The following is a 24,917-nucleotide window of genomic DNA, read 5'->3' on the forward strand; positions in this document are numbered from 1 at the left end:
TGCCCCGGCTTCAACCGAAGGTCACGGCTTCATCCGACCACGCCGGACACGTCGCCCGAGGAGGGCGAGGAGCACTCCGAGAGCCAATGCCCCGGCCGCCGCTCCCGCGGCGGCCGGCAGGTCGTAGCCCGGGTCCTCGAACGCGGCGTCGGCGCTCGCCACCGCAGGTGGGGGGCCGCCCGCCCGGCCGGACCGGGCATAGGGCGAGCCGGGCCGTCTGTCGCCGTAGGCCTCGGTCACCCTGGCCCGGTAGGCGGCCAAGGTGGTTCCATCCGCCCCGACGGCCCGGACCGCATCCTGGTCCAGCGGTAGTACTCGGGTGTCCCTGACCACGAACCAGGAGTCGGTCTGGGGCTCCCTGAAGACGGTCCCACCCGGGAGCTTGGCCGCACCCCGCGCGGCATAGCGGAACTCCTCGTCGCCGGTGGCGATGTTCACCACCTCCCAACGACCGCCCGTCGCGACCGTCCACAGGGTGGCCAGCTGTCCGTCCGCCGAGACCGCCTTGCTGGCCAGGAACTCCAACCTGGCAACGGGGGCACCGGCCTTGCCCGCCACGAAGTCGGGTGACAGGTAGTGAACCGCCACCGTCGTGCCTTCGATACGGGGGCGGGCAGCCTCGATCGACACCCTGCCCTCACGGGCGAAGAACCGCGACAGGGTGGCCAAGGTCGCGGGAGAGGCTGCCGCTTGGCGCGCGGCGACACGGCTCTGCGCGGTCACCGGCAGGGGCTGCGCGTCGCCGGCGAAGGCCTGCTGGGCCGGGCCGAGCAGGGCAGCCGCAAGGGCTGTGAGTACCACGGCCGTGGGCGCTGCTCTGGTCATGGCTCTCACGCCCCGATCCGGTAGAGGGAATGGGTCCAGGAGAAGGTGCTGTTGTTCACGTACCAGGCGTGCGAGGCCCAGTTGTAGCGGTAGTTCGAGGGCCAGGGGTCACCCCAGTAGACGTAGCTGCCGTCGGTGTCGTAGCCGTAGAGCACGTGCATGTGACCACCCCCACCGGACCACTGGATGCGGGTCTCGATCGGGCGGCCGGCATTGATCTCGGTCTGCACGGTGGAGTAACGCAGCCATCCGGACACGTAGGAGCCGGGGTTGATGCCGGCCCAGTCCAGAGCGTTCTGGACGTTGCCCAGTGTGGCTTGGTTGTTGGGGCACTCATAGCCCTGCCGGCGGTGGAAGGCGGCGTTGCAGAACTGGTTCTGGGTGTAGTTGCGACCGAACCAGGTGGCGATGGTGTTTCCGGCTGCCGCCCAGCACCAGTTGGACTTCTGTTGGGCCTGCATGGTGATGGGAAGTCGGCGGTCGGCGACGGCGGTGGGGAGCGCCGGACGATCGACGGCTGGCGCGGGGGTCGGCACGGCCGGGGCGGCTGCCGTCGGCGGTGTGTACGGTCCGCTCTGCGGGCCCGTCGCGGCACTGGCGGTGGCCACGGCGGTGGGCAGGGCGGACAGCAGCACGGTGAGTACGGCTGCTGGGACCAGCCGTCTGTTTCGCTTGCGCATCGCGTTCCTCCCGTGTGGGGGCCTGGGGATCGGAGGAGCGCGTCCGGACGCTGTGCAGGAGCATCAAGGTGTTGTCGTGATGAGGTCAACGCGCTTGAATGACATGTGCCATGGCAGTGTGAACGGTGAGATCGAAATGTGAACGCCAACCGGAGCGCCACCAGCCCAAGCAGTTCCGGGCACACGTGCGGCCCCCGCTGTAGGTGAACGTTCACAGAGGAGCCCCGATGCGGTGGACGCAAGACCTCCCCGAGGCCAGGAGGACCCCGCCGGAACCGATGGGCGAGGAACTCGATCAGGTACTCAGGGTCGGCCCCTTCCACCTCGCGCTGCGCGCCGCCCTCTCCTCCCGCGGCCTGCCCCTCCAACGGGTCCAGCACCACCTGGCGAACCGCGGCATCAAGGTCGGCGTCACCAGCCTCTGTTACTGGCAGCAGGGTGCCAGGCGACCGCAGCGAGCCGAGTCGCTCAAAGCCGTACGGGCCCTAGAGGAGATCCTTGAGCTGCCCCCGGAGACGCTGCTGCGGCTCCTTAAGCCGCCCGACCCACGCCCGCCGGCCCGCCCCTACCGGTCGCTGGTCAGCGTCGCCGACGCCCTGCACGAACTGCTCAAGGCGCTCGAAGCACCAGTGGACGGCGGGCTGCACACCGTGGGGCACCACGAGCGGGTGAGCATCGGTGCCCGGCGCGAACTGCGGGTGCGTGACTCCCAACAAGTGGTGCGGGCCCACCGCGAAGGCGTGGACCGCTATCTGGCGATTCACCACGGCGACCCTGGCTGTGACCCGGCGCGAGTGGCGGTGCGGGCCGACGAGAACTGTCGCGCCGGACGAGTCAGACACCATCACCGGACCGGGGTCGTAGTCGCCGAACTACTCTTCGACACGCGGCTGCGGACCGGGGATACCCACTTCTTCCGCTACCGCTTCGAGGACGGGACCGGCGGCCCCAGCACCGAGTACCTCCGTGGGTTCAACTACGCAGGGGGCCAGTACGTCCTCCAGATCGGCTTCGACGAACGGGCCCTGCCGATGCGCTGCCGTCGGTTCGCCCAGGCTTCCTCAGGAGCGGCCCGAACCGAAGTCTTCGACCTCACGCCCAGCGGCCGTCATCGGACGGTGCACCTGGTGGAAACGGGGGTACGGCGGGGCATCCTGGGAATCGACTGGGACTGGGGCTAGCGGCCTCGCCCGGCCACGATCCAGCCGCCAGATCTGGACCTCACCGGTTTCGGCCGGGGCCAAGGGCTCAGCGGGGCGCCGCAGGTAGGGGGTGAACCCGAGTCGGGCCGGAACGGCGCCACTGGCGGTGTTGGCGGGATCGTGGACGATCTCGACGTGGTCGACACCAGGCAGCCGAAAAGCCTGTTCGGCGAGAGCGCGGGCGGTCCGGGTGGCCACGCCGCGGCCGGTGGCGGCCGGGTGCAACCAGTAGCCGATCTCGCGGGTGTCCGGTGGGGTGTCATCGTGCCGGAGCAGTCCGCAGGCACCGACCAGAGCCCCCTCCCGGACGATCGCGTAGGTGAACTCCTCGCCGCTGGCCCAACACTGTGCGCGACCGTCCAGGAAGGCGGTCGTCCGGGCCAGGCTGTGCTCGGCGACCCACGGCATCCACGGGCGCAGATGCTCCAGCGACTCCTCGATGACCTGGAAGAGCTCCGGAAGGTCCGCCACGCCGTTGAACGCGCGCAACGTGAGGTCGTCCAGTTCGATCACCCGTTGGGGAATGTCCATGCTCGGAGGATGGTACGCGGATGAGCGGGCCTGCAAGCGGATTCGGGGGTGGCTTCTGGCGGTCCGCCCCAACCGTTGCCCACCGGGCTCAGCTCCGGGCGGGTCCCGCGATCAGTTTGCCGCCCTCGGCGCGCACCTCGACGGGCGGCAGCGCGGCGGTGGCCGGGCCGCGCAGTACCTTGCCGGTGGCCACATCGAAACGGCTTCCGTGGCAGGGGCAGTTTCCCTCCCCGTCCTCGATCTTGTCCAGAACACAGCCGGCGTGCGTGCACTGGGCACTGAACGCCACGTACTGCCCCTCAGCCGGGCAGCTGACTATCAACTTCCGCTCTCGGTAGAGCTTGGCACCGCCCACCGGTACTTCGTCCGCGGCGCCGAGGTCCACCGGTGCGGTGGGTGTGGCAGGGCTGGTTCCGCCGCTGTTGGTCGCGGTGGAACATCCGGCCAGCGTGAAAGCCGTCCCCGTGGCACCGGCCAGGGCGGCGGCTCCCTTCAGCACGGTACGGCGGGCGGCTGGCTGCGCAGGCATCGGTTCTCCACGATTTCGGAGTGAGGCGGGGATGTCCCGACCTTACCCGGGCTCGCGCCCGAGCCCGTGGGGTACCGTCCCCGCGTGATCGTCGTCGCCGGTGAGGCCCTGATCGACCTGGTTCCCCTCCCCCCGGGGCCGCACCCGGCCGGGCCCGGCGGGCTGCCCGCACTGGCCCCGCGGCCGGGCGGGGGGCCCTACAACACCGCACGGGCACTGGCCCGACTCGGGTCCGCCACCACCTTCTGCTCCCGCGTCTCCACGGACGGCTTCGGGGAAGCACTGCTGGCCGGGCTGCTCGCCGACGGCGTGGACCTCTCACTCGTCCAGCGCGGACCCGAGCCAACCACCTTGGCGGTACCGTCCCTGGACCCGCAGGGCTCGGCTGCCTACGAGTTCTATGCCGAGGGCAGTGCCGACCGACTGTTCGCCCTTCCCGCCGAGCTGCCGCAACAGGTGGGCGCACTGGCCCTGGGCACCTGTGCGCTAGTCCTGGAACCGGGAGCGAGCGCCTACCAGGCCTTGCTGCGCCGGGAAGCGGCGCGTGGTGTCTTCACACTGCTCGACCCGAACATCAGGCCCGCTCTGATCTCCGATCCCGATGCGTACCGGCGCCGCTTCCACGGCTGGCTTCCGCACGTGTGCCTGCTGAAGCTGTCCACCGAGGACGCCGCCTGGCTCGACGGATCCGTACAGGACTGGTTGGCCGCCGGTCCCGAGGCAGTGGTGACGACCCGGGGCGCCGCAGGGATGGCTGTCCACACCCGAGACGGCGCTCACTACCAAGTGCCGGCAGCACCGGTGGAAGTGGCTGACACGATCGGAGCCGGCGACACCGTCAACGCAGCCCTGTTGCACCGCTTGTCCGACCGGGCGGCACTCTCCCGGCCGGCGCTGGCCGCCTTGGACGAAGCTGCCTGGACCGACGTCCTCGACTATGCCTGCCGGGCTGCGGCGCTGGCCTGTTCCCGCGCGGGCGCCCACCCCCCGTACGCGACCGAACTGGAGTGACGAGCACCTAGCGGCCCCTGCTCCACCGCGCCGGCGGCAGACCGGCGGAGCACCATGGAAGGCGAGGGGGTGCAGCGACCGGAGGTGCGGAAATCATGGGCATGTACATGGATGTTCACCACGGGATGGTGGGAATCACGGCCGACCAGTTGAAAGAGGCTCACCAGGCGGACCTGGCGATCGAGAAGCAGGAGGGCGTCCACTTCGAGAAGGCCTGGGCCGACCCGGAGTCCGGAACGGTGTACTGCCTGTCCCAGGCTCCGTCCGCAGAGGCAGTGCAGCGCATCCACGAGAAGACCGGGCACGCCGCCGACGAGATCCATCCGATCACGCTGATGGTCTGACCTGCGCCCGTCGCCCACCGCGGTCACACCGGGACCCTTCGAGGAGACCGCGGTGGAACGCCCGGTGAACCCCACCCACAGGGCGGTGAGCAGGCCCGTACGGCAGGTACGAGCCGGCCCACCACTCGGTGTTGCACGGCGGCGCTGGCGGATGACGGTGACGGGGCAGGCCTTCTTGGCGGAGTCAGGCCTTCTTGGCCCTGGTCGCGGTCTTCTTCGCGGCCGTGGTCCTGGTCGCGGACTTCTTGGCGCCGACCTTCGCGGTGGCCTTCTTCGCCGCTGTGGTGCTGGCGGCGGTCGTCTTCCTGGGAGCGCTCGCGGTGGTCTTCTTGGCCGTGGACTTGCGCGCCGGCGCCTTGGTGCCGCCGTTACGAGCCGATTGCGAAGCCGCGTCGCTGATCCGGTCCGCGCCCAGGATGTCGCGCAGGAACTTGCCCGTGTGGCTGGTGCCGACCGAGGCGACTTCTTCGGGGGTGCCTTCGGCGACCACCAGGCCACCTCCGTAACCGCCTTCGGGGCCCATGTCGATCACCCAGTCCGCAGTCTTGATGACGTCCAGGTTGTGCTCGATGACGATCACCGAATTGCCCTTGTCGACCAGGCCGGACAGTACCTTGATCAGCTTGGAGATGTCCTCGAAGTGCAGCCCGGTCGTCGGCTCGTCCAGGACGTAAACGGTCCGGCCCGTGGAGCGCTTTTGAAGTTCGCTCGCCAGTTTCACCCGCTGCGCCTCACCGCCCGAGAGGGTGGGGGCTGACTGGCCCAACCGCACGTATCCGAGGCCCACCTCGTGGAGTGTGCGCAGATGACGGGCGATGGTGGGCACCGCCTCGAAGAAGTCCAGGGCTTCCTCGATCGGCATGTCCAGCACCTCGGCGATGGACTTGCCCTTGTAGTGGACCTCCAAGGTCTCACGGTTGTAGCGCGCCCCGTGGCAGACCTCGCACGGGACATAGACGTCCGGCAGGAAGTTCATCTCGATCTTGATGGTGCCGTCGCCGGAACAGTTCTCGCAGCGCCCGCCCTTGACGTTGAAGGAGAAGCGCCCCGGGAGGTAGCCGCGGACCTTCGCCTCCATGGTCTCCGCGAAGAGGCGACGGACATGATCGAAGACGCCCGTGTACGTAGCCGGGTTGGACCGCGGGGTGCGACCGATGGGCGACTGGTCCACATGGACCACCTTGTCGACGAGCTCGTCGCCGTCCACGCGGGTGTGGCGCCCCGGGACGGCCCGAGCACCGTTCAGCTCCCGCGCCAGGTGGGTGTAGAGGATGTCGTTGACCAAGGTGGACTTACCGGAACCGGAGACCCCGGTGACGGCGGTCAGCACCCCGAGGGGGAAGGAGACGTTGATATCGCGAAGGTTGTTCTCCCGCGCTCCGCGCACGGTCAGCTGGCGTTCGGGGTCCACGGGGCGCCGCAGGTCCGGAGTCACGATCGACTTCTTGCCGGAGAGGTACTGGCCAGTCATGGACTTGGCGTTGACCAGCAGATCCTGAAGCGACCCGCTGTGCACGACCTTGCCACCGTGCTCTCCGGCACCGGGGCCGATGTCCACGATCCAGTCGGCCACCTTGATGGTGTCCTCGTCGTGCTCGACGACGATCAGGGTGTTCCCCATGTCGCGCAACCGCACCAGCGTCTCGATCAGACGGTGGTTGTCGCGCTGGTGGAGCCCGATGGAAGGCTCGTCCAAGACGTAGAGCACTCCCACCAGCCCGGAACCGATCTGGGTGGCCAGGCGGATGCGCTGCGCCTCGCCGCCGGAGAGGGTGCCGGCCGCGCGGTTGAGTGAGAGGTAGTCCAAGCCGACGTCGACCAGGAAGCGCAGTCGCTCGTTCACCTCCTTGAGCACCCGCTCGGCGATCTTCTTGTCCCGGGCGTCCAGCCGCAGTTCACCGAGGAAGTCGGCACACTCACTGATCGACATCGCCGAGACCTCGGCGATGGACCGCTCCATCACGGTGACGGCCAGCACGATCGGCTTCAGTCGCGTGCCTTCGCAGGTGGGGCAGGGCACCTCCCGCATGTAGCCCTCGAAGCGCTCGCGGCTGGAGTCGCTCTCGGCCTCGGAGTGGCGCCGCTTGACGAAGGGCACGGCCCCCTCGAAGGAGGTGGTGTAGGCGCGCTCGCGCCCGTAGCGGTTGCGGTAGCGGACCTCGATCTGCGTCTTGTGACCATGGAGCAAAGCCTTCTTGGCCCGCTGTGGAAGCCCCGCCCACGGGATGTCGGTGCGGAAGCCCAACTCCTCGGCGAGTGCGCCCACGAGTCGGGCGAAGTAGTCCTTGGTATGCCCGAGGGACCACGGGGAGACGGCGCCCTCGTCGAGGGACTTGTCCTCGTCCGGGATGATCAGCTCCGGGTCCACCTCCATCCGGGTGCCGATGCCGGTGCAGTCCGGGCAGGCTCCGAAGGGCGAGTTGAAGGAGAAGGAGCGGGGCTCCAACTCTTCGAAGGACAGGTCGTCATAGGGGCAGTAGAGGTGCTCGGAGTACATCCGCTCACGCTCGGGATCGTCCTCGGTCAGATCGACGAAGTCGAGGATGACCATGCCGCCTGACAACCCGAGGGCGGTCTCCACCGAGTCGGTCAGGCGGCGCTTGGCGCTGTCCTTTACGGTGAGGCGGTCGACCACCACCTCGATCGTGTGCTTCTCCTGCTTTTTCAGCTGCGGCGGCTCGCTGAGCTGGATGGTCTCGCCGTCCACCCGGGCCCGGCTGTACCCCTTGGTCTGGAGGTCCGCGAAGAGGTCCACGAACTCGCCCTTGCGTTCGCGCACCAGCGGGGAGAGGACCTGGAAACGGCTCCCCTCGGGCAGCTCCAGCACCCGGTCGACGATCGCCTGCGGGGACTGACGGGAGATGGGGCGACGACACTGCGGGCAGTGCGGCTTCCCGATGCGTGCGAACAGCAGGCGCAGGTAGTCGTAGACCTCGGTGATCGTGCCGACCGTCGAGCGCGGATTGCGCGAGGTCGACTTCTGGTCGATGGAGACCGCCGGGGAGAGGCCTTCGATGAAGTCGACGTCCGGCTTGTCCATCTGGCCGAGGAACTGACGCGCGTAGGAGGAGAGCGACTCCACGTAGCGACGCTGCCCCTCGGCGAAGATCGTGTCGAAAGCGAGGGAGGACTTGCCCGACCCGGAGAGTCCCGTGAAGACGATGAGCGAGTCGCGGGGCAGGTCGAGCGAGACGTTCTTCAGATTGTGCTCGCGAGCGCCACGAACGATGAGACGGTCGGCCACGCCGGTCCGCACCTTTCTTGAGAGACGGGGGGAAGCAGGCCCCCGTCCCAGGGTATGGGGGTCACCTCAGCGGTGTATCCGCGGTTGGACAACCGAGCCTATAGCACGCGCATTCGAATTAGGGCGACCAAGGGAATCCTTCACCCGAACGGGTGGCGGCGCTATCGTCGGCGGCATGAGTGATCATGCGCACGACCTGCAACTGCTACAGGAAGCCATGGACCGGCTGCTCCCCGCGGTCGGCAAACTGGACAACGCTGCGCTCGGCGAGTCGTCACGGCTCCCGGGGTGGACTCGCGGCCACGTCCTCGCCCACCTCGCGCGCAATGCGGACGCCCTGGTGAACGTCCTGGAGGGCCGGCCTATGTACGCGAGCGCGGAAGCCCGGGAGGCCGACATCGCACGCGGCGCCGCCCGCCCGCTGTCGGAACACCTCACCGACCTCCACGAAAGCCATGAGCGCATCAGGCTCACCGCGTCCGTACCGGCCGACTGGTCACGCACGGTGGAACTGCGCAACGGAGTCACCGACACCGCCGCCAACGTGCTCTTCCGCAGGCTGATCGAGGTGGAACTCCACCACGTAGACCTCGGCATCGGCTACGAACTCGGAGATCTGTCGGAGGAGTTCACCAGCCGGGAGATCCGCTTCCTCGCCGACCGCTGGTCGGGGCACGCCGACGTGCCTCCGGTGATCCTCACCGCCACCGACGGCCGGCAGTGGCAGACCGGCGGATCGACCGGCACTCCGGCACGCCTCAGCGGCACCCCCGCCGAACTGCTCGCCTGGCTCAGTGGGCGGGGTGACAAGGGAGCAGCCCTGGTCACCACGGACGGCCCGCTTCCCGCCCTGCCCCCGCTATAGGCTGCGGTCATGACGTACACCGGAGCGGTGAAGGTCGGCGGACCCGCCGACGTGCATGAACTCGCCGACCTGATGATCTCCAAGGTCGCGGTCGGCCCGATGGACAACAACGCCTACCTGCTGCGCTGCCGAGCCACCGGCGAGCAGTTGCTGATCGACGCGGCGAACGAGCCGGCCACGCTGCTGAGCCTGATCGGCGACGACGGCATCGCAGCGGTGGTCACCACCCACCAGCACGGCGACCACTGGCAGGCGCTGGCCGAGGTGGTCACGGCCACCGGCGCCCGCACCTACGCGGGGCGCGCGGACGTCGAGGGCATCCCGGTCGCCACCGACGTACCGGTCGACGACGGCGACGTGATCAGCGTCGGCCGGGTCAGGCTCACGGCCCGCCACCTGGTGGGGCACACACCTGGTTCGATCGCACTGGTCTACGACGATCCGCACGGGCACCCACACGTGTTCACGGGTGACTGCCTGTTCCCCGGCGGTCCTGGTCGGACAACACAGTCGGAGGAGTTCACCTCCCTCATGGACGACCTGGAGGCCAAGGTGTTCAGCGTTCTCCCGGACGAGACCTGGGTGTACCCCGGCCACGGCGACGACACCACGCTCGGCGCTGAGCGGCCCCACCTCGCGGAGTGGCGCGCACGAGGCTGGTGACCGTCCAACGGTGACTGGTTTCGCACGGCTGCGCCACGGGGCCTGGAGGACGCGGCGCAGCCGGCAGCCTCAACGCGTTGGCCCCGGCCCACGCTCCGCAAGACCGTCCCGGCCCGCGCCCGGCACAGCAAAGGGCCCGCATGACCGGTCAAGGTCTGCGGGCCCTCCTAGGCTCTTGCCGGGCCCGCTACCGGCTGGTGCACATCACGTACACCTGGGCCTCGAACGGCTCGTAGAAGCTGCCTGCCTGGCCCCACCAGCCGTCACTGACAGCGCCCTCTTTCTGGAGGCCGGGCCTCGACGCGGTCAGGACGGTCTCCCGTCCGTTCGCAGAGGCGCCACCGCTCACGACCTGTCGGCCGTCCTTACACGCGAGGAACCCGCCGACCGGGCTGTTCGACGTCGCCTTCCCCGTCGACCAGGTGACGTCAGGGAGCGGGTCAGCGCACGTCACGGTGGCGACGACACCAACCGTGGTGTTCTCGCCCTTCCGGCCCGCCACCACCCACTGGCTGGGCTGCCCGGACGAGTCGAACGCGGCCGGGTACGACTTGTTCAGGGCGCTCCTGTCGCCCTCGATGTCGCCTCCGCCGCCGAGCGCGACCTTGCCTGCCGGGCAGGAAGCCGTGACCGGCTGGTCGACCGGCACCTGGGAAAACGGCGTCTGCACGACCTCGTAGCCGCTGGGACGCGTAGCGCACACCGCCCAGGCGGTGACGGTGGTGGGCTGCCCGTAGAAGTTCCGGGCGCTGGCGACCCAGAGCGTTGACTCCTCCTGCCAGGGGAAGAACTCCGGGTAGCTGGAGACCACAGCCAGGGACTCGTTGTGGGAGCCGTCCGCCTTCGCCTCAGCGCCACCGCTGATGACGACCTTCCTGTCCGGGCAGAACGCACGCACCTTCTGGTAGTCACCAACGGTCTCGGTCGTCTGCACAATCTCGACATCGGCCAGCCGTGGAGCCGAGGGCACGCCCGGAGCGCTGGGGGCGGACTGCGCCGGCACGGCGGCCGACATCGCGAGCCCGGCCGCCGCAGCGCAGACGGCGAGCCGGGACGCGAGCCGGGAAAGGGGCTGCTGCCCAAACCTCATGAGAACCCGATCTGTGAAAGCGCGACACCATCGCGCAGCGCGATCACCCTAGAGCTGAGCGTGACCGTGCGCCAGCGCGCCTCATCAGATCCAGTGATCACAACCGACTTTGGTCGCAGCCCCAGCCGAATGCGCTACACCCAGTGCTCTCGGCGGCGGGCGGGCGGGCCTGGGCGGGCCGGTCGACCTTGCTGGGGGGCTGCGAGGACGCCTTCCCCCAAGGCCGCTTTCGGCCCGCTGCAGGGCTTTGGAGCGGGGTGGGGTGAGCAGTCTTCCGGTACCCCGGGGCGAGTGCCGGTCCGGCAGCGCCGGGCGCAGCGCCCCTGCCTCCCGGCTTCGACTTCCTGGTCAGGTCGACCTTTCACGGCGATGGTCTTAGGGCGCCAGGCCGTTGCCCGTGGTGCCGCCTTTCCCCGGGGGGATCGGCAACACCCATGAGGATCCGGCCGCGTTCACCAGCCTCCTCGACGGCGTCGAGAGCAAACTGTTCGGCGAACTGCCCGACGAGACCTGGGTGTACCCCGGCCACGGCTCCGACACCACCCTCGGCAACGAGCGTCCGCACCTGGCGGAGTGGCGCGAGCGCGGCTGGTGACAGTCCAACGCGCGACCGCCCCCGCTCGAAGCCGAAGCGGGGGCGGGGGCGGTCGTTGCGTCTCGGCGCTCCGGGGGCGTCATGGCCGACGGAGCGCGTCGTCCGGGGCTGCGTTGAGGACGACGGCCAGGAGGCGGCCCCCCACCATGGTCACGTCGTCCCCCCGGCTGCTTGGCGGCCCCTCGATGGCGTCGACCATCAGCCGCTCCTACTCAGGGCGTTCCTCACCGAGTGGGCGGAGACGTCTTGTCGATGTACTCACTGCCGACCTCCCACCGTTCTCCTCGGGGAACGTGCGCAGGTCGCCCATCTGCCGGTTGGCGCCCCGTCAGCGGTTGCGCTGGTCCTCAGAGATCCGGGTGCACCTCGCGAAGTGGCGTGCCCGCGGCTGGTGACGGACCCGCCGACGGAGCACACCGGCGAGGGGGCGTGCGGGAGGATTCCCGTACGCCCCCCACTTCTCGCACAGGGGTCACCGGTTTGGCGCGTCCTGTACGCCGGTACCGGGCCGCACCCCGCGACTTTGGCACCATCGTCCTCCATGACACCTGCTCAGGCTCCCCCGCCTCAGCCGCCCCCGCCCGCCGTCCCACCGGTGCCGATCCCCCGGCGTTCCGCACCCGGCCCGCTGCGACTGGCTCTGGCCTCGCTGGCCGGCACCGCCATCGAGTTCTATGACTTCTTCGTGTACGGGACGGCCGCTGCCCTGGTCCTCGGGCCGCTGTTCTTCCCGACCTTCTCCCCTCTCGCCGGCACCCTCGCGGCCTTCGGCACCTTCGCCGTCGGCTTCCTCGCCCGTCCTCTCGGTTCGATGCTCTTCGGGCACGTCGGCGACCGCTTCGGCAGACGGCCGGTGATGTTCGCCTCCCTGGTACTGACCGGGTCGGCCACCGTCGCCGTTGGTTGTGTCCCCTCCTACGCCTCGATCGGGATGGCCGCACCGATCGCCCTGCTCGTCCTGCGCTTCCTCCAAGGCTTCGGCCTCGGCGGCGAATGGGGCGGCGCGGTACTACTGACCGCTGAACACGCACCGGCCGGACGGCGCGGGCTGTGGTCGAGCTTTCCGCAGATCGGCCCGGCGCTGGGCTTCCTGCTGGCCAACGGCGTGATGTTGGGCCTCTCCGCGGGGCTCTCCGACGCCCAGTTCCGCTCCTGGGGTTGGCGAGTGCCCTTCTGGGCGGCCGGGTTGCTGGCGCTGGGCGGCCTACTGCTGCGGCGCTCCCTGGAGGAGACCCCGCAGTTCCGTGAGCTGGCGGCCAGGGGCGAGCGGGCCAGTGCCCCACTGGCCGAGGTGGCACGCGGCCACTGGCGGCTGGTCCTCCTGACCGCCGGGGCACTGGCGGTCGGCTATGCCGTCTTCTACTCGGTCAGCACCTGGTCGCTGGCCTACGCGACCGAGAACCTGGGTGTCGACCGCACCACGATGCTCGCCTGCATCATGATCGCAGTGGCCATCAAGGGCTCGGCCACTCCGATTCTGGCCATGCTCAGCGACCGCTTCGGGCGTAAACCGTTGTGCCTGGTGGGGTGCGCTACCAGCGCACTGTGGATGTTCCCGATGGTGGCCCTGCTCCAGAGCGCCAAACCCCTGCTCATGACGCTCGGCTTCCCGGGCGCGCTGATGTCGATGGTCACCATGTTCGCGGTGGTTGCCGCCTACCTGCCGGAGCTGTACGAGCCCCGGCTGCGCTGCACCGGGGCGGCGGTCGGGTACAACCTGGGCGGGGTGCTGGGCGGGGCACTCACCCCGATCGTGGCCACCGCCCTCGCGGGTGAAGGCGGACCGCCATGGGGCGTGGCCGCCTACCTCACCGGCATCGCACTGCTGTCCCTGGCGTGCTTCGCCCTGCTCCCCGAGACGGCTCCGCGCGCCCTGGGCGAAGAGGCCCGGACGGAGCCCGCCCCCGCCCCGGTCTGAGGCGGAGCGGGTCTTCGCACCCAGGGGCGCAGGGGGGAGCCCCAGGGTGCGGGACGGACCCGCCGCGCCGGTGTCCTACACCCGCGCGCCCGGTAACGGATCAGACCTCAGTGCGTGCCTTGCTGCCCTCGCCCTCGCCGTCGCCGTCGCCGTCGATCGAACGCTCCTGCTGTTGCGACTCCATCCGCTTGGCAGCGATCAGACTGGTCACCGTGGTGATCACCAGGACGCCACAGATGACGGTCAACGAGAAGGGGATGGAAATCTCGGGAACGGCCACCCCTGACTCGTGCAGGGCATGCAGGACGAGCTTGACGCCGATGAAGCCGAGGATGACCGACAGGCCGTAGCTGAGGTGGACCAGCTTCTTCAGGAGCCCGCCGATGAGGAAGTACAGCTGACGCAGGCCCATCAGGGCGAAAGCGTTGGCGGTGAAGACGATGTACGGGTCCTGGGTGAGGCCGAAGATGGCCGGGATCGAGTCGAGCGCGAAGAGGACGTCGGTGGTACCGATGGCCAGCATGACCACCATCAGGGGGGTCAACACGCGCTTGCCGTTGACCCGGATGAACAGCTTGGTTCCGTGGTAGCGGTCGGCAACGCCGAACCTCTTCTCCACTGATTTCAGCAAGCGGTTCTCTTCGAATTCCTCTTCGTCCTCATCGGCACGGGCCTCCTGGATCAACTTCCAGGCCGTGTAGATGAGGAAGGCTCCGAAGATGTAGAAGACCCAGGAGAAGCTCGCGATGATCGCGGCACCGGCGGCGATGAAGATCGCCCTCAGGACCAGGGCGATCAACACGCCCACCAACAGAACACGCTGCTGAAGGTGGGAGGGCACGGCGAACTTGGCCATGATCAGGACGAACACGAAGAGGTTGTCGACGCTGAGCGACTTCTCGGTGATGTAGCCAGCGAAGAACTCACCAGAGGCCTGTCGCTCACCGAGGATCAGGAGGCCCAGACCGAAGAGCACCGCCAGCACGACCCAGACGACCGTCCAGGTGCCGGCCTCCTTGACGGACACATCGTGCGGTTTTCGGCCGATGAAGAAATCAGCGCCGATGAGGACACACAGCACCAGGATGGTCAGGACCCACAGGGTCAACGAAACGTCCACTACGCCTCCGGCAGATGGCTTCCAGCTCTAGGACAGCGTCATCGCTGCCGGAGGTCTCTTCCACCCGAAGGACGCGAGCGCACCTGTGGGCCGACGCCCCGGGACCGATGGCGGTCCGTACTGACGGGCACGTCGCAGTGGGAGTACTCCCCTCCGCACAGACAGGGTAACGGGATCACCAGGTGAAGGTAAAGCTTTACCCAAAGGGTGGGGTTGTCAGGGTCAAAAGACCGGGCGAGTGAGGTGACACAGAGCAGTAAGGTCGCTCGACGGACCTCGCCGCTCCTACCGGGCCACCTGGGCCCTCCCACCTGCGGCACCGGGCTCGGCCCTGCCCCGGGTGCCCGCGCCGAGGCCCAGCCTCCCCGGATGCGCCGAACCCCGCTCAACGGGCCCAGCGGGGCCTGCCACGGCCCCCGGCGACAGAACGAGGAAGGACCCCTTAGGGACGCTCCCTCACGACCGCCCCGAGCACCTCGCGCAGGACCTGGCTTCCCGGGGGCACCGCGAGCGGTTCGTAGGTCCAGGCGTGACCCACCCACGGGTCCGCCAGATGCTCGCCCGGCACCGGCGTCAAGCGCATCAGTGAACGCCACAGAGGGTCCAACAACGGCCCGTAACCCGCCGCGTCCTCCCGGTCCGCGATCAGCAACAGATGGACACCGGCCGCAGGGCCCTCGTCGGCGAGGTAGCGCAGCTGCGTCACCGCCCGTTCGTCGAAGCCGTGCGGAAAGTCATGGACGATCAGCAGCTGTTGGGCGGGATCCACGGTGGGCGGTAGGGACTCCAAGGTGCCCGCCCGCAGCGCCATCTGCACCAGGTCGACCCGCTCGGTGAGTCCGTTCAGCACGGTGTGCACCGCCGCGGCCCCCAGCCCGGGCGGTTGGGCCAACACCCCCGAGTCCACGAGCGGGGCAAGCGGAACAGCAGCAGCTCCGGCCGCGTCAATGACGTGTACGCGGAAGTCGCCGGCGGGGTGCGCGGCCAGCATCCGTACGGCAAGCGCCACGGCCGCCTCCACGGCCACCCGAGAGAGCTCCGCGGAATCCCAGCTGTGCGCCGCGTCCGAGGAGTGCGGGCTGCTGTCGATCCACAGGCCCCGCCCCAGAGGAAGCCGAACGAGCATGGGAATGCGCAGAGTCGGACACTCCGGCAGATGGATGTCGCCCAGGCGCAGGGCGAGCGGCGCCTGGGTCGGGAGCTGATAGGACTGCCAGAGCCGGTGGCCCCACCCGGCGAAGGCAGCCGGCAGGGCGGGCTCGACCACCTCGGCCTCCGCGGTCAGCTGGGCAAGATCACGATCCAGGACCCGCCGGGCCTCTTCGAGAAGTCGGTCGTGCTTGGCCTCCGCTGCGGCGCGCGCCGCAGCGGTGCCGTCACCGAGGCGATGGCGGGGATCGGAGAGCACCTGGTCGAGTTCCTGCTCCAACCGGGTCTCGGCGAACGCGACGGCACTGCGGTAGGCGGCAACCGTACGGGCCAGATCCTCGAACATCCCCCAGACCTGGTTGTACAGCCGCTCCTCCATGGTCCAGCCAGCGGCGTCTCCGGCCACCGGTGCAGGCGGCGCCGGCGGTGAGGGCTCGGTGCTGGCTGCCGGCGCAACCCGGCGGCGGGGGTGGACGTAGTCCACAGCCGTCGGGGCGGCACCCTGCGAAGGGACCTGGAGTCCGTGTGCGATGGGCGCCGTCGAGGGGCTACCAGCGGCCGGAACCACCCCGGGCACGTCCCCGGACCCCTGGGCCGCCGGGGCTGCCGTACGGGGGGCATCGGACCGCTGCGCACCCGGGCCGGGCCCGTGGGTCGCCCCGGCGGCCAACAGGCCGGCCGCGAGCTCGGTGGCCGCCACGAGGCCGTGGTCAGCGAGGAGCGCGGGCAGCCCGCCCGCGTACCCCTGCCCGATCGCACGGACCTTCCAGGAGCCACCCCGCACGTACAGTTCCAGAGCCACCAGGGCTGACTCGGTGTCCAGGCCGGTCACCGTGTAACTGGCGAGCTCGGAGCCGTCCGGAGCCGTGACGGCGAGGAAGGGGGCGGCTGTGCCGCCGAAGGCGGCGGGTCCGCCAGGAGGCAGTGCCAGGATCACGCTGACCCGCTGGACCGAGGGGTGAAGGGCGCCCAGATCCACCAGGAGCCTCGGCTCCACGCAGGCCTGCGAAGGCACTTCGACCCCTGGAGGACTCGGCGTACCGGCGTGCACGACGCGATCGGGGCCGCTCAGCCGGCCCTGCTCGTCACCGAGCGCGACGGCAGTCAGAACGGGCCCACCCGCGGCGACCGTGATCTCCACCCGAGTATGCGCCAAGGGATGGTTCTGCCCCCGGACCAGTTCCGCCGCCATCTGCCCTGCCCCACCCCTCGGCTGCTCCCGGTCTGTCTACAGATGCGGCAGGATCGACGGCAGCAGGTCCTTGAAGGTGCGGCCGTTCGCAGCCGTGCCCAGCGCCGTCATCGTCCAGCCACCGCCCGCGGCCCGGTGCACCTTCGCCATGATCTGGGCCGTGTAGGGGCCACCGCCGTCGAGGGTGTAGCGAGCCAGCTCCTGGCCGTTGGTCTCGTCCACCAGACGGCAGAACGCGTTCTGGACCTCGGTGAAGGTCTGACCGGTGAACGAGTTGACCGTGAAGACGATCTGGTCGATGTGGACCGGAACGCGCTGGAGGTCCACGAGGATCGACTCGTCATCTCCGCCCTGCCCGACGCCACCCACCAGGTTGTCCCCGGTGTGACGGACGGAGCCGTCCTCACTGACCAGCTTCTGGAAGAACACGACGTCGGCGAGCTGCTTGTCCGCGAAGAGCACGGCCGAGGCGTCGAGGTCGATCTCACGGGTGCGGGACCCGAACAGTCCTCGCCGCTTGGCCGCCTGCCAACCAAGGCCCATCCGGACCGAGGTCAGCTTCCCTCCGTCGGCCTTCTGAAGGCTGATGGCCTGTCCCTTGGTCATGTTGACCGTCACGCGCGTCCCCTCTCCTTGCGTCGCTCACCCGCCGTAGCCACGGCTGGCCTCACCCTAGGCGGCTCCGCTGAACGCGCCCAGGGCCGATGGAATCTGTGTCTTTCCTGAGACACAGCCTATGGTCCGATCGGCCCGACCGGACCCCCGGACTCTCAGGCGATTCCCGCCTCCCGCATCTGCCTCAGTTCCTTCTTCAGCTCGCCGACCTCGTCTCGCAGGCGCGCAGCGACCTCGAACTGGAGCTCAGCGGCGGCGGCTCGCATCCGCTCGGTCATCTCCTCGATGATTGCGGCCAGTTCCGCGGCAGGCCGATCGGTGAGCGGCGCGCCCTGGGCGGCCTTGCCCGCCGCCTTGCCTCCCAGGGCGGGCACCGGCGCCTTGGCGCCCTTGCCCTCCTTGGGTTGGCGGTAGCCGGAGCCGAGCAGCTGCTCGGTGTCGAGCTCCTCCCGGGCGATGGTCGCCACGATGTCGTTGATCTTCTTTCTCAGCGGCTGGGGATCAATGCCGTTGGCCTCGTTGTAGGCGATCTGCTTCTCCCGGCGCCGGTTGGTCTCCTCGATGGCCTTCTCCATCGCCGGGGTCATCTTGTCCGCGTACATATGGACTTGACCCGATACGTTACGGGCGGCCCGGCCGATCGTCTGGATCAGGGAGGTGCCTGAGCGCAGGAAACCCTCCTTGTCCGCGTCGAGGATCGCCACCAAGGAGACCTCGGGGAGATCGAGGCCCTCGCGCAGCAGGTTGATGCCGACGAGCACGTCGAACTCTCCGGAGCGCAGTTCCCGTAGCAGCTCCACCCTGCGCAGGGTGTCGACGTCGCTGTGGAGGTAGCGCACCTCGATGCCCAGTTCCAGGAAGTAGTCGGTCAGGTCCTCGGCCATCTTCTTGGTGAGGGTGGTGACCAGTACCCTCTCGTCCTTCTCGGTGCGCTGCCGGATCTCGTGCACGAGGTCGTCGATCTGCCCCTCGGTGGGCTTGACCACGACCTCCGGGTCGATCAGGCCGGTGGGGCGGATGATCTGCTCCACGAAGCCGTCGCCCCGCGAGAGTTCGTACTTTCCCGGGGTCGCGGAGAGGTAGACCGTCTGCCCGACACGCTCCAGGAACTCCTCCCACTTCAGGGGGCGGTTGTCCAGCGCTGAGGGCAGCCGGAAACCGTGGTCGACCAGGGTGCGCTTCCGCGAGGCGTCGCCCTCGTACATCGCTCCGATCTGCGGGACCGTGACGTGCGATTCGTCGATGACCAGGAGGAAGTCCTCAGGGAAGTAGTCGATCAGGGTGTGGGGCGCCGATCCCCGCTCGCGGCCGTCCATGTGGAGCGAGTAGTTCTCGATGCCCGAGCAAGAGCCGATCTGACGCATCATCTCGATGTCATAGGTGGTCCGCATCCGTAGCCGCTGGGCCTCCAACAGCTTTCCCTGTCGCTCCAGCTCCGCGAGCCGGTCCGCGAGCTCGGTCTCGATTCCCGCGATGGCCTTCTCCATCCGCTCCGGCCCGGCGATGTAGTGGCTGGCAGGGAAGACGTAGAGCTCCCGGTCCTCACTGATGACCTCACCGGTCAGCGGGTGCAGGGTGGACAGGGCCTCGATCTCATCGCCGAACATCTCGATACGGACGGCCAGTTCCTCGTAGACCGGGAAGATCTCGATGGTGTCGCCGCGGACCCGGAAGGTGCCCCGCGCGAAGGCCATGTCGTTGCGCGTGTACTGGATGTCGACGAAGCGACGCAGCAGGGTGTCCCGGTCGATTTCCTCGCCGACCTTGAGCGGGACCATGCGGTCGACGTATTCCTGCGGGGTACCGAGGCCGTAGATGCAGGAAACCGAAGCGACCACCACCACGTCCCTGCGGGTGAGCAGGGAGTTGGTGGCGGAGTGCCGCAGCCGCTCGACCTCCTCGTTGATGGAGGAGTCCTTCTCGATGTAGGTGTCCGACTGCGGAACATACGCCTCGGGCTGGTAGTAGTCGTAGTACGAGACGAAGTACTCGACGGCGTTGTTCGGCAGCAGCTCCCTGAACTCGTTGGCCAACTGGGCCGCCAGGGTCTTGTTCGGCGCCATCACCAGTGTGGGGCGTTGGAGCCTCTCGATCATCCACGCGGTGGTCGCGGACTTGCCGGTGCCGGTGGCGCCGAGCAGCACCACGTCCTGCTCACCCGCCCGGATCCGGCGCTCCAGTTCGGCGATGGCCGCCGGCTGGTCGCCACTGGGCTGGTAGGAGCTGACGACCTCGAAAGGCGCCACCGTGCGTTCGATCTTCGATACGGGCCGCATGTCTCCACGGTACGGCCCCCCACTGACACTCGGGGTCAGGGCCGTACCCGCCCGTCGTGCCAGCGCGCACCGGCGCCGTGCAGTTGGCGAGGTGCCGGCCGGTGGGGTGCGGGGGCCGAACGGTGCGGCGGACCCAGCCGGGGCAGCACCGGGGGCGGCATGCGCCGGGGTCTGCGCCTGGGCCCGCGCAACGAGAGGATCGCGGCGACCAGGAGCAATACCGCCAGCCCGCCGACCTGCGCGAGCGGGAGGCCGCTGCCCGCCTGCCCGGCCGTGGGCGCGCCGGCCTGTGGTGTGCCCGGCGGGACGTCGAGGGCACCCATGGCGATGTGGTGCATGCCGCTGCCGGCCAGTCCCATCAGGAGCGCCGCGGCGAACGCCGGTACCGGTCCGCGGGAGCGGAACCGGATGGCCCACTGGGCGGCGGTGGCGGCGGCCACCGCGAAGAGCACCGCCACGGCCACGAGCGGGATGTGGTAGCTCAGCCGCCCGGGTGGCGTGCCATGGGAAATTCCGAGGAAGTGCAGGGAGGCGATGCCGAGCCCGATGATCGTGCCGCCGGTCAGGAGTGCGAGGGTACTGCCGTCCGGGTGGCCCGCGATGGCGAGGCCGATCGTGATCATGAGGAGTGCCACCGTGAGTCCCACGCTGACCACCAGCGCGTCGGACCCGGGCGACGCCCCGCCGGACGGATCTCCCCTCGTCGCGATGAAGTGCATCGTCCAGACGCCCGAAGCGATGGCCGTCGCCCCCAAGAACTGCCAGACCTGCCCGTACCCGCGCCCCGCACGCCGGGGGCGGGTGGCGCAGCCTAGGCCGAGTGCACCGCCCAGGCACGCCACGAGGAAGGCGGCAAGGTGCGGCACCAGGGCCTGGCCGAACCCTCCGGCAGCCCCGCTCCACCCGATCGTGCCGTACATCTACGCCCGCCCTCCCGCACAGCTCAGCCAGAACCGGACCCAACTCATATCGGCCCGGGCCCGGTTGCACGTGACATTAGGCGTGTGGGGGGTTCGTGCGCACCGCCTGGGGCGAGATTCCCAAGTCCGGATTCCACTTCTCTCGGGCAGTCGAAATGGATTCGTTCATTTCGTGGCCATTTCCAGCCCTCTCGTTGTTGACCCCGTGCATGCTCCCGGTGGTCATCACCCCTTCGAGCCGGTTCCGCCAACCGGTGATACGAGGAGAACCAGCATGTACGTACGATCCGTCTCGGTGACCGCTGCCGTCCTGCTCGGCCTGACATGCCCTGCGGCCATCGCGCCACAGGGCACTTTCACGCCGAAAGCCGTCCTCCAGCGGCATGCAGGCGCCCCCGACGCGTCGAGCGGGAAGGGCAGGGTGACCGAGCCGGGACCGCAAGCCCGCCGGAGCGGCCAGCCCACCCTCTACGCTCACCGAGGGGCGGTGGACGTCGCCCCGGAGAACACCCTCGCCGCGGTGGATGCGGCTGCCCGTCAGGGCACGAGGTGGGTGGAGAACGATGTCCAGCGCACCCGGGACGGGGAACTGGTCATCATCCACGACACGACCCTGAGCCGGACCACCGACGCGGAACGGGTCTTCCCCGGACGCTCGCCCTGGCGAGTGGCGGACTTCAGTGCGGCGGAGATCGCGCGGCTGGACGCCGGCAGTTGGTTCTCCGCACGCTTCGCCGGTACCCGAGTGCCCACGCTGCGGCAGTTGCTCGAACAGGTGGCGCACCACCGCCAGGGGCTGCTGCTGGAGCTCAAGGAACCCGGTCTCTATCCGGGGATCGAGCAGGACACCTTACGGGCGTTGGCCAAAGCGGGCTGGCTGAGCGAACACCGCCTGCGCCGCCGGCTGGTGGTACAGAGCTTCAGCGCCGATAGCGTGCGCACCCTGCACCGGGAGCTGCCTGACCTGACCACCGCCTATCTGGGCACCCCCGCACCCGACCAGATCCGCGGCTACGCGGCCTTCACCGACCGGATCAATCCCTCCCACACCTCCATCTCGGCGCAGTACGTGGCGGCTGTACACACCTTCAAGGGGCCCCACGGCAAACCGATGGAGGTGCACACCTGGACCGTGAACACGGCGGAAGCGGCTCGGCGGGTGCACGCCTGGGGCGTCGACGGCATCATCAGCAACAAGCCCGAACTGGTCCGGCGCGCGCTCAATGACGATTGAGCGCCAGGGCGCACACCCGTGACCGTCGGACACCGGCCCCTCTCAGAAGAGCGGTTGCGGCAGGACGCCCTCCAGAGCCAGGAGCGCGCGCTTGGTCTCAAGCCCCCCACCGAACCCTCCGATTCCGCCGTCCCGTTCCACCACGCGGTGACAGGGCACCACCAAGGGCAAGGGGTTGGCCCCCATCGCGGCCCCCACCGCCTGCGCCGCCCCCGGCTGACCCACTCGGTGCGCCAGGTCGCCGTAGCCCACCACCGCCCCGTACGGGACGTCGGCGGCCAGAGCACGGAGCACCTGTCGGTTGAATCCGCTGGTGAGCGTCCAGTCGAGCGGCAGGTCGAAGGAGCGCAGGGAGCCGTCGAAGTAGTCGGCGAGTTGGCGTATCGGCTCGGCGAGCCGCTCCTCGGCACCCGGTGCGGGGCGCGCCGGAACGAGGGCGAGTCGCCCGCCAAGAGCAGCCGCCCGCGCCTCGCCGTCGGCGTGCGCGTGGAACTCCACCCGCACCAGACCCGCCGGCGTCGCCGCCAGGAAGAGCGGACCGATGGCGCTCGGGACGATGGCCCATTCGAGGGACTGTGCCGTTGGGGTCACTGGGTTCCTTCGAGGATGCCCCGGCCTTCAGCCGGGGAGGAATCGGACTGCCGTGGAGCAGGGCGGGGAGAGTCGGATCGCCGTCAGGGCGGTTTTCGTCGCCGCCACCAAGATGCAGCCGCTCCCGTCGACGGGAGTGGTGCTCGCTGTGGTCTGGGGCGTCAAGGAGACAGCCACCACCACGTCTGACGCCCATGGCCTCTCCCGCGCCCGGCACGCCGTCGAGACTTCCGGCCGAAGTTCCTCGCCAAGGCCACCATGGGCCGCAAGCACGCATGGGACATCCATCTCGTGCATCGACGCGCACACCCCGTGGACTGCGCGTCGCGCGGAGCGAGAACCAAGCACGCGCTACCTCTTTCGGAACGTACCTACACCTACACCTACACCTGCACCGCGTGCGCGGTCGTGCCCCCGGGGACAAGGAGTCCGCCCGCGTGATGCTCCTCCGGTCTGGTCTCAGCCCCGCCGGTACTGATCGTGTAAGAGCCGGTGGACCGCTACTCCCCAGCCGACGTGAGCCGGCGCCCCGCCTTCCAAAGACGGGGCGGATGCCACGGCTCCACGGTACGGCCGAGCACCGACAACGGTGCCGGACAGGAGCCCGTTCCCCGAATGCGTAAGGGGTGGCACACTCCTTTGGTGACTACCAGGCCCGCGACTGCCCCCACGTCCCTAGCGCCCGAGGCGCTGGCCGCCCTGCGCAGGCGCACCAGTGCCGTGCTCATCACCAGCCAGATCCTCGGCGGACTGGGCGTGCCCATCGCCATCGCCCTCGCTCCTGTCCTCGCCACGGAGGTCAGCGGCACCGAGGCACTCTCCGGACTGGCCCCCACCGCCTCCGTGATCGGCACTGCCCTGCTGTCCATGCCCCTCGCCGCGTTGATGACCACGCGCGGGCGCCGGCCCGGTCTGGTCCTGGCCTACCTGATCGGGGCGGCCGGTGCCGGGCTGGTCGTACTCGGGGCGGTGCTGGACAGCTTCCCGCTGCTGCTCTTGGGCATGGCGGCGTTCGGGGCCGGCTCCTCCGCCAATCTCCAGGCCCGTTTCGCCGCCGCCGATCTCGCGGCCCCAGATCACCGGGCGCGTGCCATCTCCACCGTGGTCTGGGCCACCACTCTCGGGGCCGTCCTGGGGCCCAACCTGGCGGCGCCGGCCGGGCGCAGTTTCGCTGGGACGTCCATACCCCAGACCGCGGGCCCCTTCCTGTGGGCCGCGGGGATCTTCCTGCTGGCCGCCTGCGTGGTGGGCACGCTGCTGCGCCCCGACCCCCTGCTCACCGCGCGCGCCCTCCTGGGTGCCGGTGAACAGCCCTCCGCCGGGCGCTCGCTGCGGGCGGGCCTGGCCGCCGTCGCGGCCTCGCCGCGAGCCAGACTGGCGCTGGTGACGGTCGCCGTCTCCCATACCGCGATGGTTTCGATCATGGTGATGACACCGGTCGACCTCGGCCATCACGGTGCCAGCCTGGACCTGATCGGCCTGGTGATCAGCGGTCACATCGCGGGCATGTACGCCTTCTCGCCCGTGATGGGGTGGTTGTCGGACCGAGTGGGAAGGCTGCCGGTGATCGGCCTGGCCGCCGGACTGCTCGCGCTCGCCGCGCTGCTGGCCGGCACCGCCGGCCCGAACCACGGGCAGACCGCCCTCGGCCTCTTCACACTCGGCCTGGGTTGGTCGGCGGGGCTGGTGTCCGGCTCCGCCCTGTTGACCGACTCGGTACCGCAGCAGGCACGGGCCGCGGTGCAGGGCTTGTCCGACCTGACCATGAACGCGGCGGCCGGCATCGGTGGCGCGGCGGCCGGCCTGATCGTTTCCCAGGCCGGCTACGGCTGGCTCAACGCCGCCGGGGCGGTGTTGCTCGTCCCGATGGCGGCGCTGGCGCTCTTCACCGGACGCGTGCACCCGGCCGCCGACCGCCGCGCCGCGACGGGCAAGAACCTCACAGGCTGATGTGGTAGGCCTTGCGCAAGGTCTCGTGGACGGTCCACTTCGTGTGGTCGCCCTCTCGGAGCACGCACGCCGACCCGGGGCCGACCTCCAAGGTCTCGCCCCCCTCGATCTCGATGGTGGCACGCCCGCTGACCACGACGAAGAGTTCGTTGGCCTCGGTATCGGTCACCACGCCCGGAGTGATCTGCCAGATTCCGCGCAGTTGCTTGCCGTCCGGTGACTGCCACAGCAGCTTCCCGGTCACTTCGGGAGTACCGGAGACGATCTGCTCGGGGTCGAGCGGCTCGGGTTCCAGTACGGCGTCTGGGATGTGCACGGCGAAGGAGGCCGGGCCCTGGGAGGGATCTTGGGTCGTCATGGCCGGTCACCTTAG

Annotated in this window: 21 protein-coding genes and 1 pseudogene; 9 read left to right on the forward strand and 13 right to left on the reverse strand. The window is 69.4% G+C overall.

Annotated elements, in window-relative coordinates; genetic code table 11:
• Positions 1 to 21 precede the first annotated feature (21 nt).
• Positions 22 to 825: a hypothetical protein gene (locus ACFYMC_RS05035; RefSeq protein WP_388518960.1), complete on the reverse strand. Its 804-nt coding sequence runs from the start codon at positions 823 to 825 to the stop codon at positions 22 to 24.
• A gap of 5 nt (positions 826 to 830) precedes the next feature.
• Positions 831 to 1,505 (reverse strand): papain-like cysteine protease family protein, encoded by a 675-nt coding sequence (locus tag ACFYMC_RS05040; RefSeq protein WP_388518963.1) that lies wholly within the window; start codon positions 1,503 to 1,505, stop codon positions 831 to 833.
• A gap of 227 nt (positions 1,506 to 1,732) precedes the next feature.
• Here ACFYMC_RS05040 and ACFYMC_RS05045 point away from each other — a divergent pair, with 227 nt between their 5' ends.
• A complete protein-coding gene (locus tag ACFYMC_RS05045; RefSeq protein WP_388518966.1) occupies positions 1,733 to 2,686 on the forward strand; it encodes a hypothetical protein in 954 nt (317 codons plus the stop codon).
• Here the strand turns inward: ACFYMC_RS05045 and ACFYMC_RS05050 are convergent.
• Both ACFYMC_RS05050 and ACFYMC_RS05055 read right to left on the reverse strand, forming a co-directional pair.
• A complete protein-coding gene (locus ACFYMC_RS05050) occupies positions 2,567 to 3,238 on the reverse strand; it encodes a GNAT family N-acetyltransferase (protein ID WP_388518968.1) in 672 nt (223 codons plus the stop codon). The genes ACFYMC_RS05045 and ACFYMC_RS05050 overlap by 120 nt on opposite strands.
• 88 nt (positions 3,239 to 3,326) lie before the next feature.
• Positions 3,327 to 3,767 (reverse strand): Rieske (2Fe-2S) protein, encoded by a 441-nt coding sequence (locus ACFYMC_RS05055; protein ID WP_388518970.1) that lies wholly within the window; start codon positions 3,765 to 3,767, stop codon positions 3,327 to 3,329.
• Positions 3,768 to 3,851: 84 nt separating this feature from the next.
• On the opposite strand from ACFYMC_RS05055, the gene ACFYMC_RS05060 reads away from it, so the two are divergent.
• Both ACFYMC_RS05060 and ACFYMC_RS05065 read left to right on the forward strand, forming a co-directional pair.
• Positions 3,852 to 4,778, forward strand: coding sequence for a carbohydrate kinase (locus ACFYMC_RS05060; RefSeq protein WP_388518973.1), 927 nt, complete (start codon positions 3,852 to 3,854; stop codon positions 4,776 to 4,778).
• 95 nt (positions 4,779 to 4,873) lie between these two features.
• A complete protein-coding gene (locus tag ACFYMC_RS05065) occupies positions 4,874 to 5,122 on the forward strand; it encodes an SCO4226 family nickel-binding protein (RefSeq protein WP_388518975.1) in 249 nt (82 codons plus the stop codon).
• A gap of 184 nt (positions 5,123 to 5,306) precedes the next feature.
• Here ACFYMC_RS05065 and uvrA read toward each other — a convergent pair whose 3' ends face one another.
• On the reverse strand, positions 5,307 to 8,366 hold the full coding sequence (gene uvrA / locus ACFYMC_RS05070; RefSeq protein WP_388518978.1) for an excinuclease ABC subunit UvrA: 3,060 nt from the start codon (positions 8,364 to 8,366) through the stop codon (positions 5,307 to 5,309).
• A 175-nt stretch (positions 8,367 to 8,541) separates the two neighbouring features.
• Here uvrA and ACFYMC_RS05075 point away from each other — a divergent pair, with 175 nt between their 5' ends.
• Both ACFYMC_RS05075 and ACFYMC_RS05080 read left to right on the forward strand, forming a co-directional pair.
• Complete coding sequence (locus tag ACFYMC_RS05075) at positions 8,542 to 9,231, forward strand: maleylpyruvate isomerase family mycothiol-dependent enzyme (protein ID WP_388518981.1); 690 nt, start codon at positions 8,542 to 8,544, stop codon at positions 9,229 to 9,231.
• A gap of 9 nt (positions 9,232 to 9,240) precedes the next feature.
• Positions 9,241 to 9,894, forward strand: a complete 654-nt coding sequence (locus ACFYMC_RS05080; RefSeq protein ID WP_388518984.1) for an MBL fold metallo-hydrolase — start codon at positions 9,241 to 9,243, stop codon at positions 9,892 to 9,894.
• Positions 9,895 to 10,081: 187 nt separating this feature from the next.
• On the opposite strand, the gene ACFYMC_RS05085 is transcribed toward ACFYMC_RS05080, so the two are convergent.
• A complete protein-coding gene (locus ACFYMC_RS05085; protein WP_388518987.1) occupies positions 10,082 to 10,984 on the reverse strand; it encodes a hypothetical protein in 903 nt (300 codons plus the stop codon).
• A 409-nt stretch (positions 10,985 to 11,393) separates the two neighbouring features.
• Between ACFYMC_RS05085 and ACFYMC_RS05090 the strand changes: the two are divergent.
• Positions 11,394 to 11,579, forward strand: a pseudogene (locus ACFYMC_RS05090) (MBL fold metallo-hydrolase); the annotation flags it as partial.
• 541 nt (positions 11,580 to 12,120) lie between these two features.
• Positions 12,121 to 13,497 carry an MFS transporter gene (locus ACFYMC_RS05095; protein WP_388518990.1) on the forward strand — a complete coding sequence of 459 codons (1,377 nt, stop codon included), beginning with the start codon at positions 12,121 to 12,123 and terminating at the stop codon, positions 13,495 to 13,497.
• A 100-nt stretch (positions 13,498 to 13,597) separates the two neighbouring features.
• Here ACFYMC_RS05095 and ACFYMC_RS05100 read toward each other — a convergent pair whose 3' ends face one another.
• The 5 genes from ACFYMC_RS05100 to ACFYMC_RS05120 all read right to left on the reverse strand — a co-directional run bounded on the left by ACFYMC_RS05100 (position 13,598) and on the right by ACFYMC_RS05120 (position 20,769).
• Complete coding sequence (locus ACFYMC_RS05100; protein ID WP_388518993.1) at positions 13,598 to 14,617, reverse strand: TerC/Alx family metal homeostasis membrane protein; 1,020 nt, start codon at positions 14,615 to 14,617, stop codon at positions 13,598 to 13,600.
• 442 nt (positions 14,618 to 15,059) lie between these two features.
• Positions 15,060 to 16,958 carry a TerD family protein gene (locus ACFYMC_RS05105; RefSeq protein ID WP_388518996.1) on the reverse strand — a complete coding sequence of 633 codons (1,899 nt, stop codon included), beginning with the start codon at positions 16,956 to 16,958 and terminating at the stop codon, positions 15,060 to 15,062.
• A 36-nt stretch (positions 16,959 to 16,994) separates the two neighbouring features.
• Complete coding sequence (locus tag ACFYMC_RS05110; protein ID WP_388518999.1) at positions 16,995 to 17,576, reverse strand: TerD family protein; 582 nt, start codon at positions 17,574 to 17,576, stop codon at positions 16,995 to 16,997.
• A gap of 152 nt (positions 17,577 to 17,728) precedes the next feature.
• Entirely contained in the window at positions 17,729 to 19,849 is a 2,121-nt protein-coding gene (uvrB, locus tag ACFYMC_RS05115) for an excinuclease ABC subunit UvrB (protein WP_388519002.1), read from the reverse strand.
• 35 nt (positions 19,850 to 19,884) lie between these two features.
• Entirely contained in the window at positions 19,885 to 20,769 is an 885-nt protein-coding gene (locus ACFYMC_RS05120; protein ID WP_388519005.1) for an MHYT domain-containing protein, read from the reverse strand.
• Between the two features lie 274 nt (positions 20,770 to 21,043).
• Between ACFYMC_RS05120 and ACFYMC_RS05125 the strand changes: the two genes are divergently transcribed.
• Complete coding sequence (locus ACFYMC_RS05125) at positions 21,044 to 22,003, forward strand: glycerophosphodiester phosphodiesterase (protein ID WP_388519008.1); 960 nt, start codon at positions 21,044 to 21,046, stop codon at positions 22,001 to 22,003.
• A gap of 42 nt (positions 22,004 to 22,045) precedes the next feature.
• Here ACFYMC_RS05125 and ACFYMC_RS05130 read toward each other — a convergent pair whose 3' ends face one another.
• Positions 22,046 to 22,594, reverse strand: a complete 549-nt coding sequence (locus ACFYMC_RS05130; protein WP_388519011.1) for a methylated-DNA--[protein]-cysteine S-methyltransferase — start codon at positions 22,592 to 22,594, stop codon at positions 22,046 to 22,048.
• A gap of 615 nt (positions 22,595 to 23,209) precedes the next feature.
• On the opposite strand from ACFYMC_RS05130, the gene ACFYMC_RS05135 reads away from it, so the two are divergent.
• Positions 23,210 to 24,544: an MFS transporter gene (locus ACFYMC_RS05135; RefSeq protein ID WP_388519013.1), complete on the forward strand. Its 1,335-nt coding sequence runs from the start codon at positions 23,210 to 23,212 to the stop codon at positions 24,542 to 24,544.
• Here the strand turns inward: ACFYMC_RS05135 and ACFYMC_RS05140 are convergent.
• On the reverse strand, positions 24,534 to 24,902 hold the full coding sequence (locus ACFYMC_RS05140; RefSeq protein ID WP_388519015.1) for a cupin domain-containing protein: 369 nt from the start codon (positions 24,900 to 24,902) through the stop codon (positions 24,534 to 24,536). The genes ACFYMC_RS05135 and ACFYMC_RS05140 overlap by 11 nt on opposite strands.
• Positions 24,903 to 24,917: the final 15 nt, after the last annotated feature.

The sequence above is a fragment of the Streptomyces sp. NPDC006879 genome (assembly GCF_042869595.1).
GTDB lineage: Bacteria > Actinomycetota > Actinomycetes > Streptomycetales > Streptomycetaceae > Streptomyces.

Excerpts from the sequence above, each read along its gene's own strand:
- ACFYMC_RS05140 (WP_388519015.1), bottom strand. The coding sequence starts at position 24,902 with ATGACGACCCAAGATCCCTCCCAGGGCCCGGCCTCCTTCGCCGTGCAC.
- ACFYMC_RS05065 (WP_388518975.1), top strand. The coding sequence starts at position 4,874 with ATGGGCATGTACATGGATGTTCACCACGGGATGGTGGGAATCACGGCC.
- ACFYMC_RS05040 (WP_388518963.1), bottom strand. The coding sequence starts at position 1,505 with ATGCGCAAGCGAAACAGACGGCTGGTCCCAGCAGCCGTACTCACCGTG.
- ACFYMC_RS05105 (WP_388518996.1), bottom strand. The coding sequence starts at position 16,958 with ATGGCGGCGGAACTGGTCCGGGGGCAGAACCATCCCTTGGCGCATACT.
- ACFYMC_RS05050 (WP_388518968.1), bottom strand. The coding sequence starts at position 3,238 with ATGGACATTCCCCAACGGGTGATCGAACTGGACGACCTCACGTTGCGC.
- ACFYMC_RS05045 (WP_388518966.1), top strand. The coding sequence starts at position 1,733 with ATGCGGTGGACGCAAGACCTCCCCGAGGCCAGGAGGACCCCGCCGGAA.
- ACFYMC_RS05095 (WP_388518990.1), top strand. The coding sequence starts at position 12,121 with ATGACACCTGCTCAGGCTCCCCCGCCTCAGCCGCCCCCGCCCGCCGTC.
- ACFYMC_RS05125 (WP_388519008.1), top strand. The coding sequence starts at position 21,044 with ATGTACGTACGATCCGTCTCGGTGACCGCTGCCGTCCTGCTCGGCCTG.
- ACFYMC_RS05120 (WP_388519005.1), bottom strand. The coding sequence starts at position 20,769 with ATGTACGGCACGATCGGGTGGAGCGGGGCTGCCGGAGGGTTCGGCCAG.
- ACFYMC_RS05075 (WP_388518981.1), top strand. The coding sequence starts at position 8,542 with ATGAGTGATCATGCGCACGACCTGCAACTGCTACAGGAAGCCATGGAC.
- ACFYMC_RS05080 (WP_388518984.1), top strand. The coding sequence starts at position 9,241 with ATGACGTACACCGGAGCGGTGAAGGTCGGCGGACCCGCCGACGTGCAT.
- ACFYMC_RS05085 (WP_388518987.1), bottom strand. The coding sequence starts at position 10,984 with ATGAGGTTTGGGCAGCAGCCCCTTTCCCGGCTCGCGTCCCGGCTCGCC.
- ACFYMC_RS05035 (WP_388518960.1), bottom strand. The coding sequence starts at position 825 with ATGACCAGAGCAGCGCCCACGGCCGTGGTACTCACAGCCCTTGCGGCT.
- uvrB (WP_388519002.1), bottom strand. The coding sequence starts at position 19,849 with ATGCGGCCCGTATCGAAGATCGAACGCACGGTGGCGCCTTTCGAGGTC.
- ACFYMC_RS05055 (WP_388518970.1), bottom strand. The coding sequence starts at position 3,767 with ATGCCTGCGCAGCCAGCCGCCCGCCGTACCGTGCTGAAGGGAGCCGCC.
- ACFYMC_RS05135 (WP_388519013.1), top strand. The coding sequence starts at position 23,210 with ATGCGTAAGGGGTGGCACACTCCTTTGGTGACTACCAGGCCCGCGACT.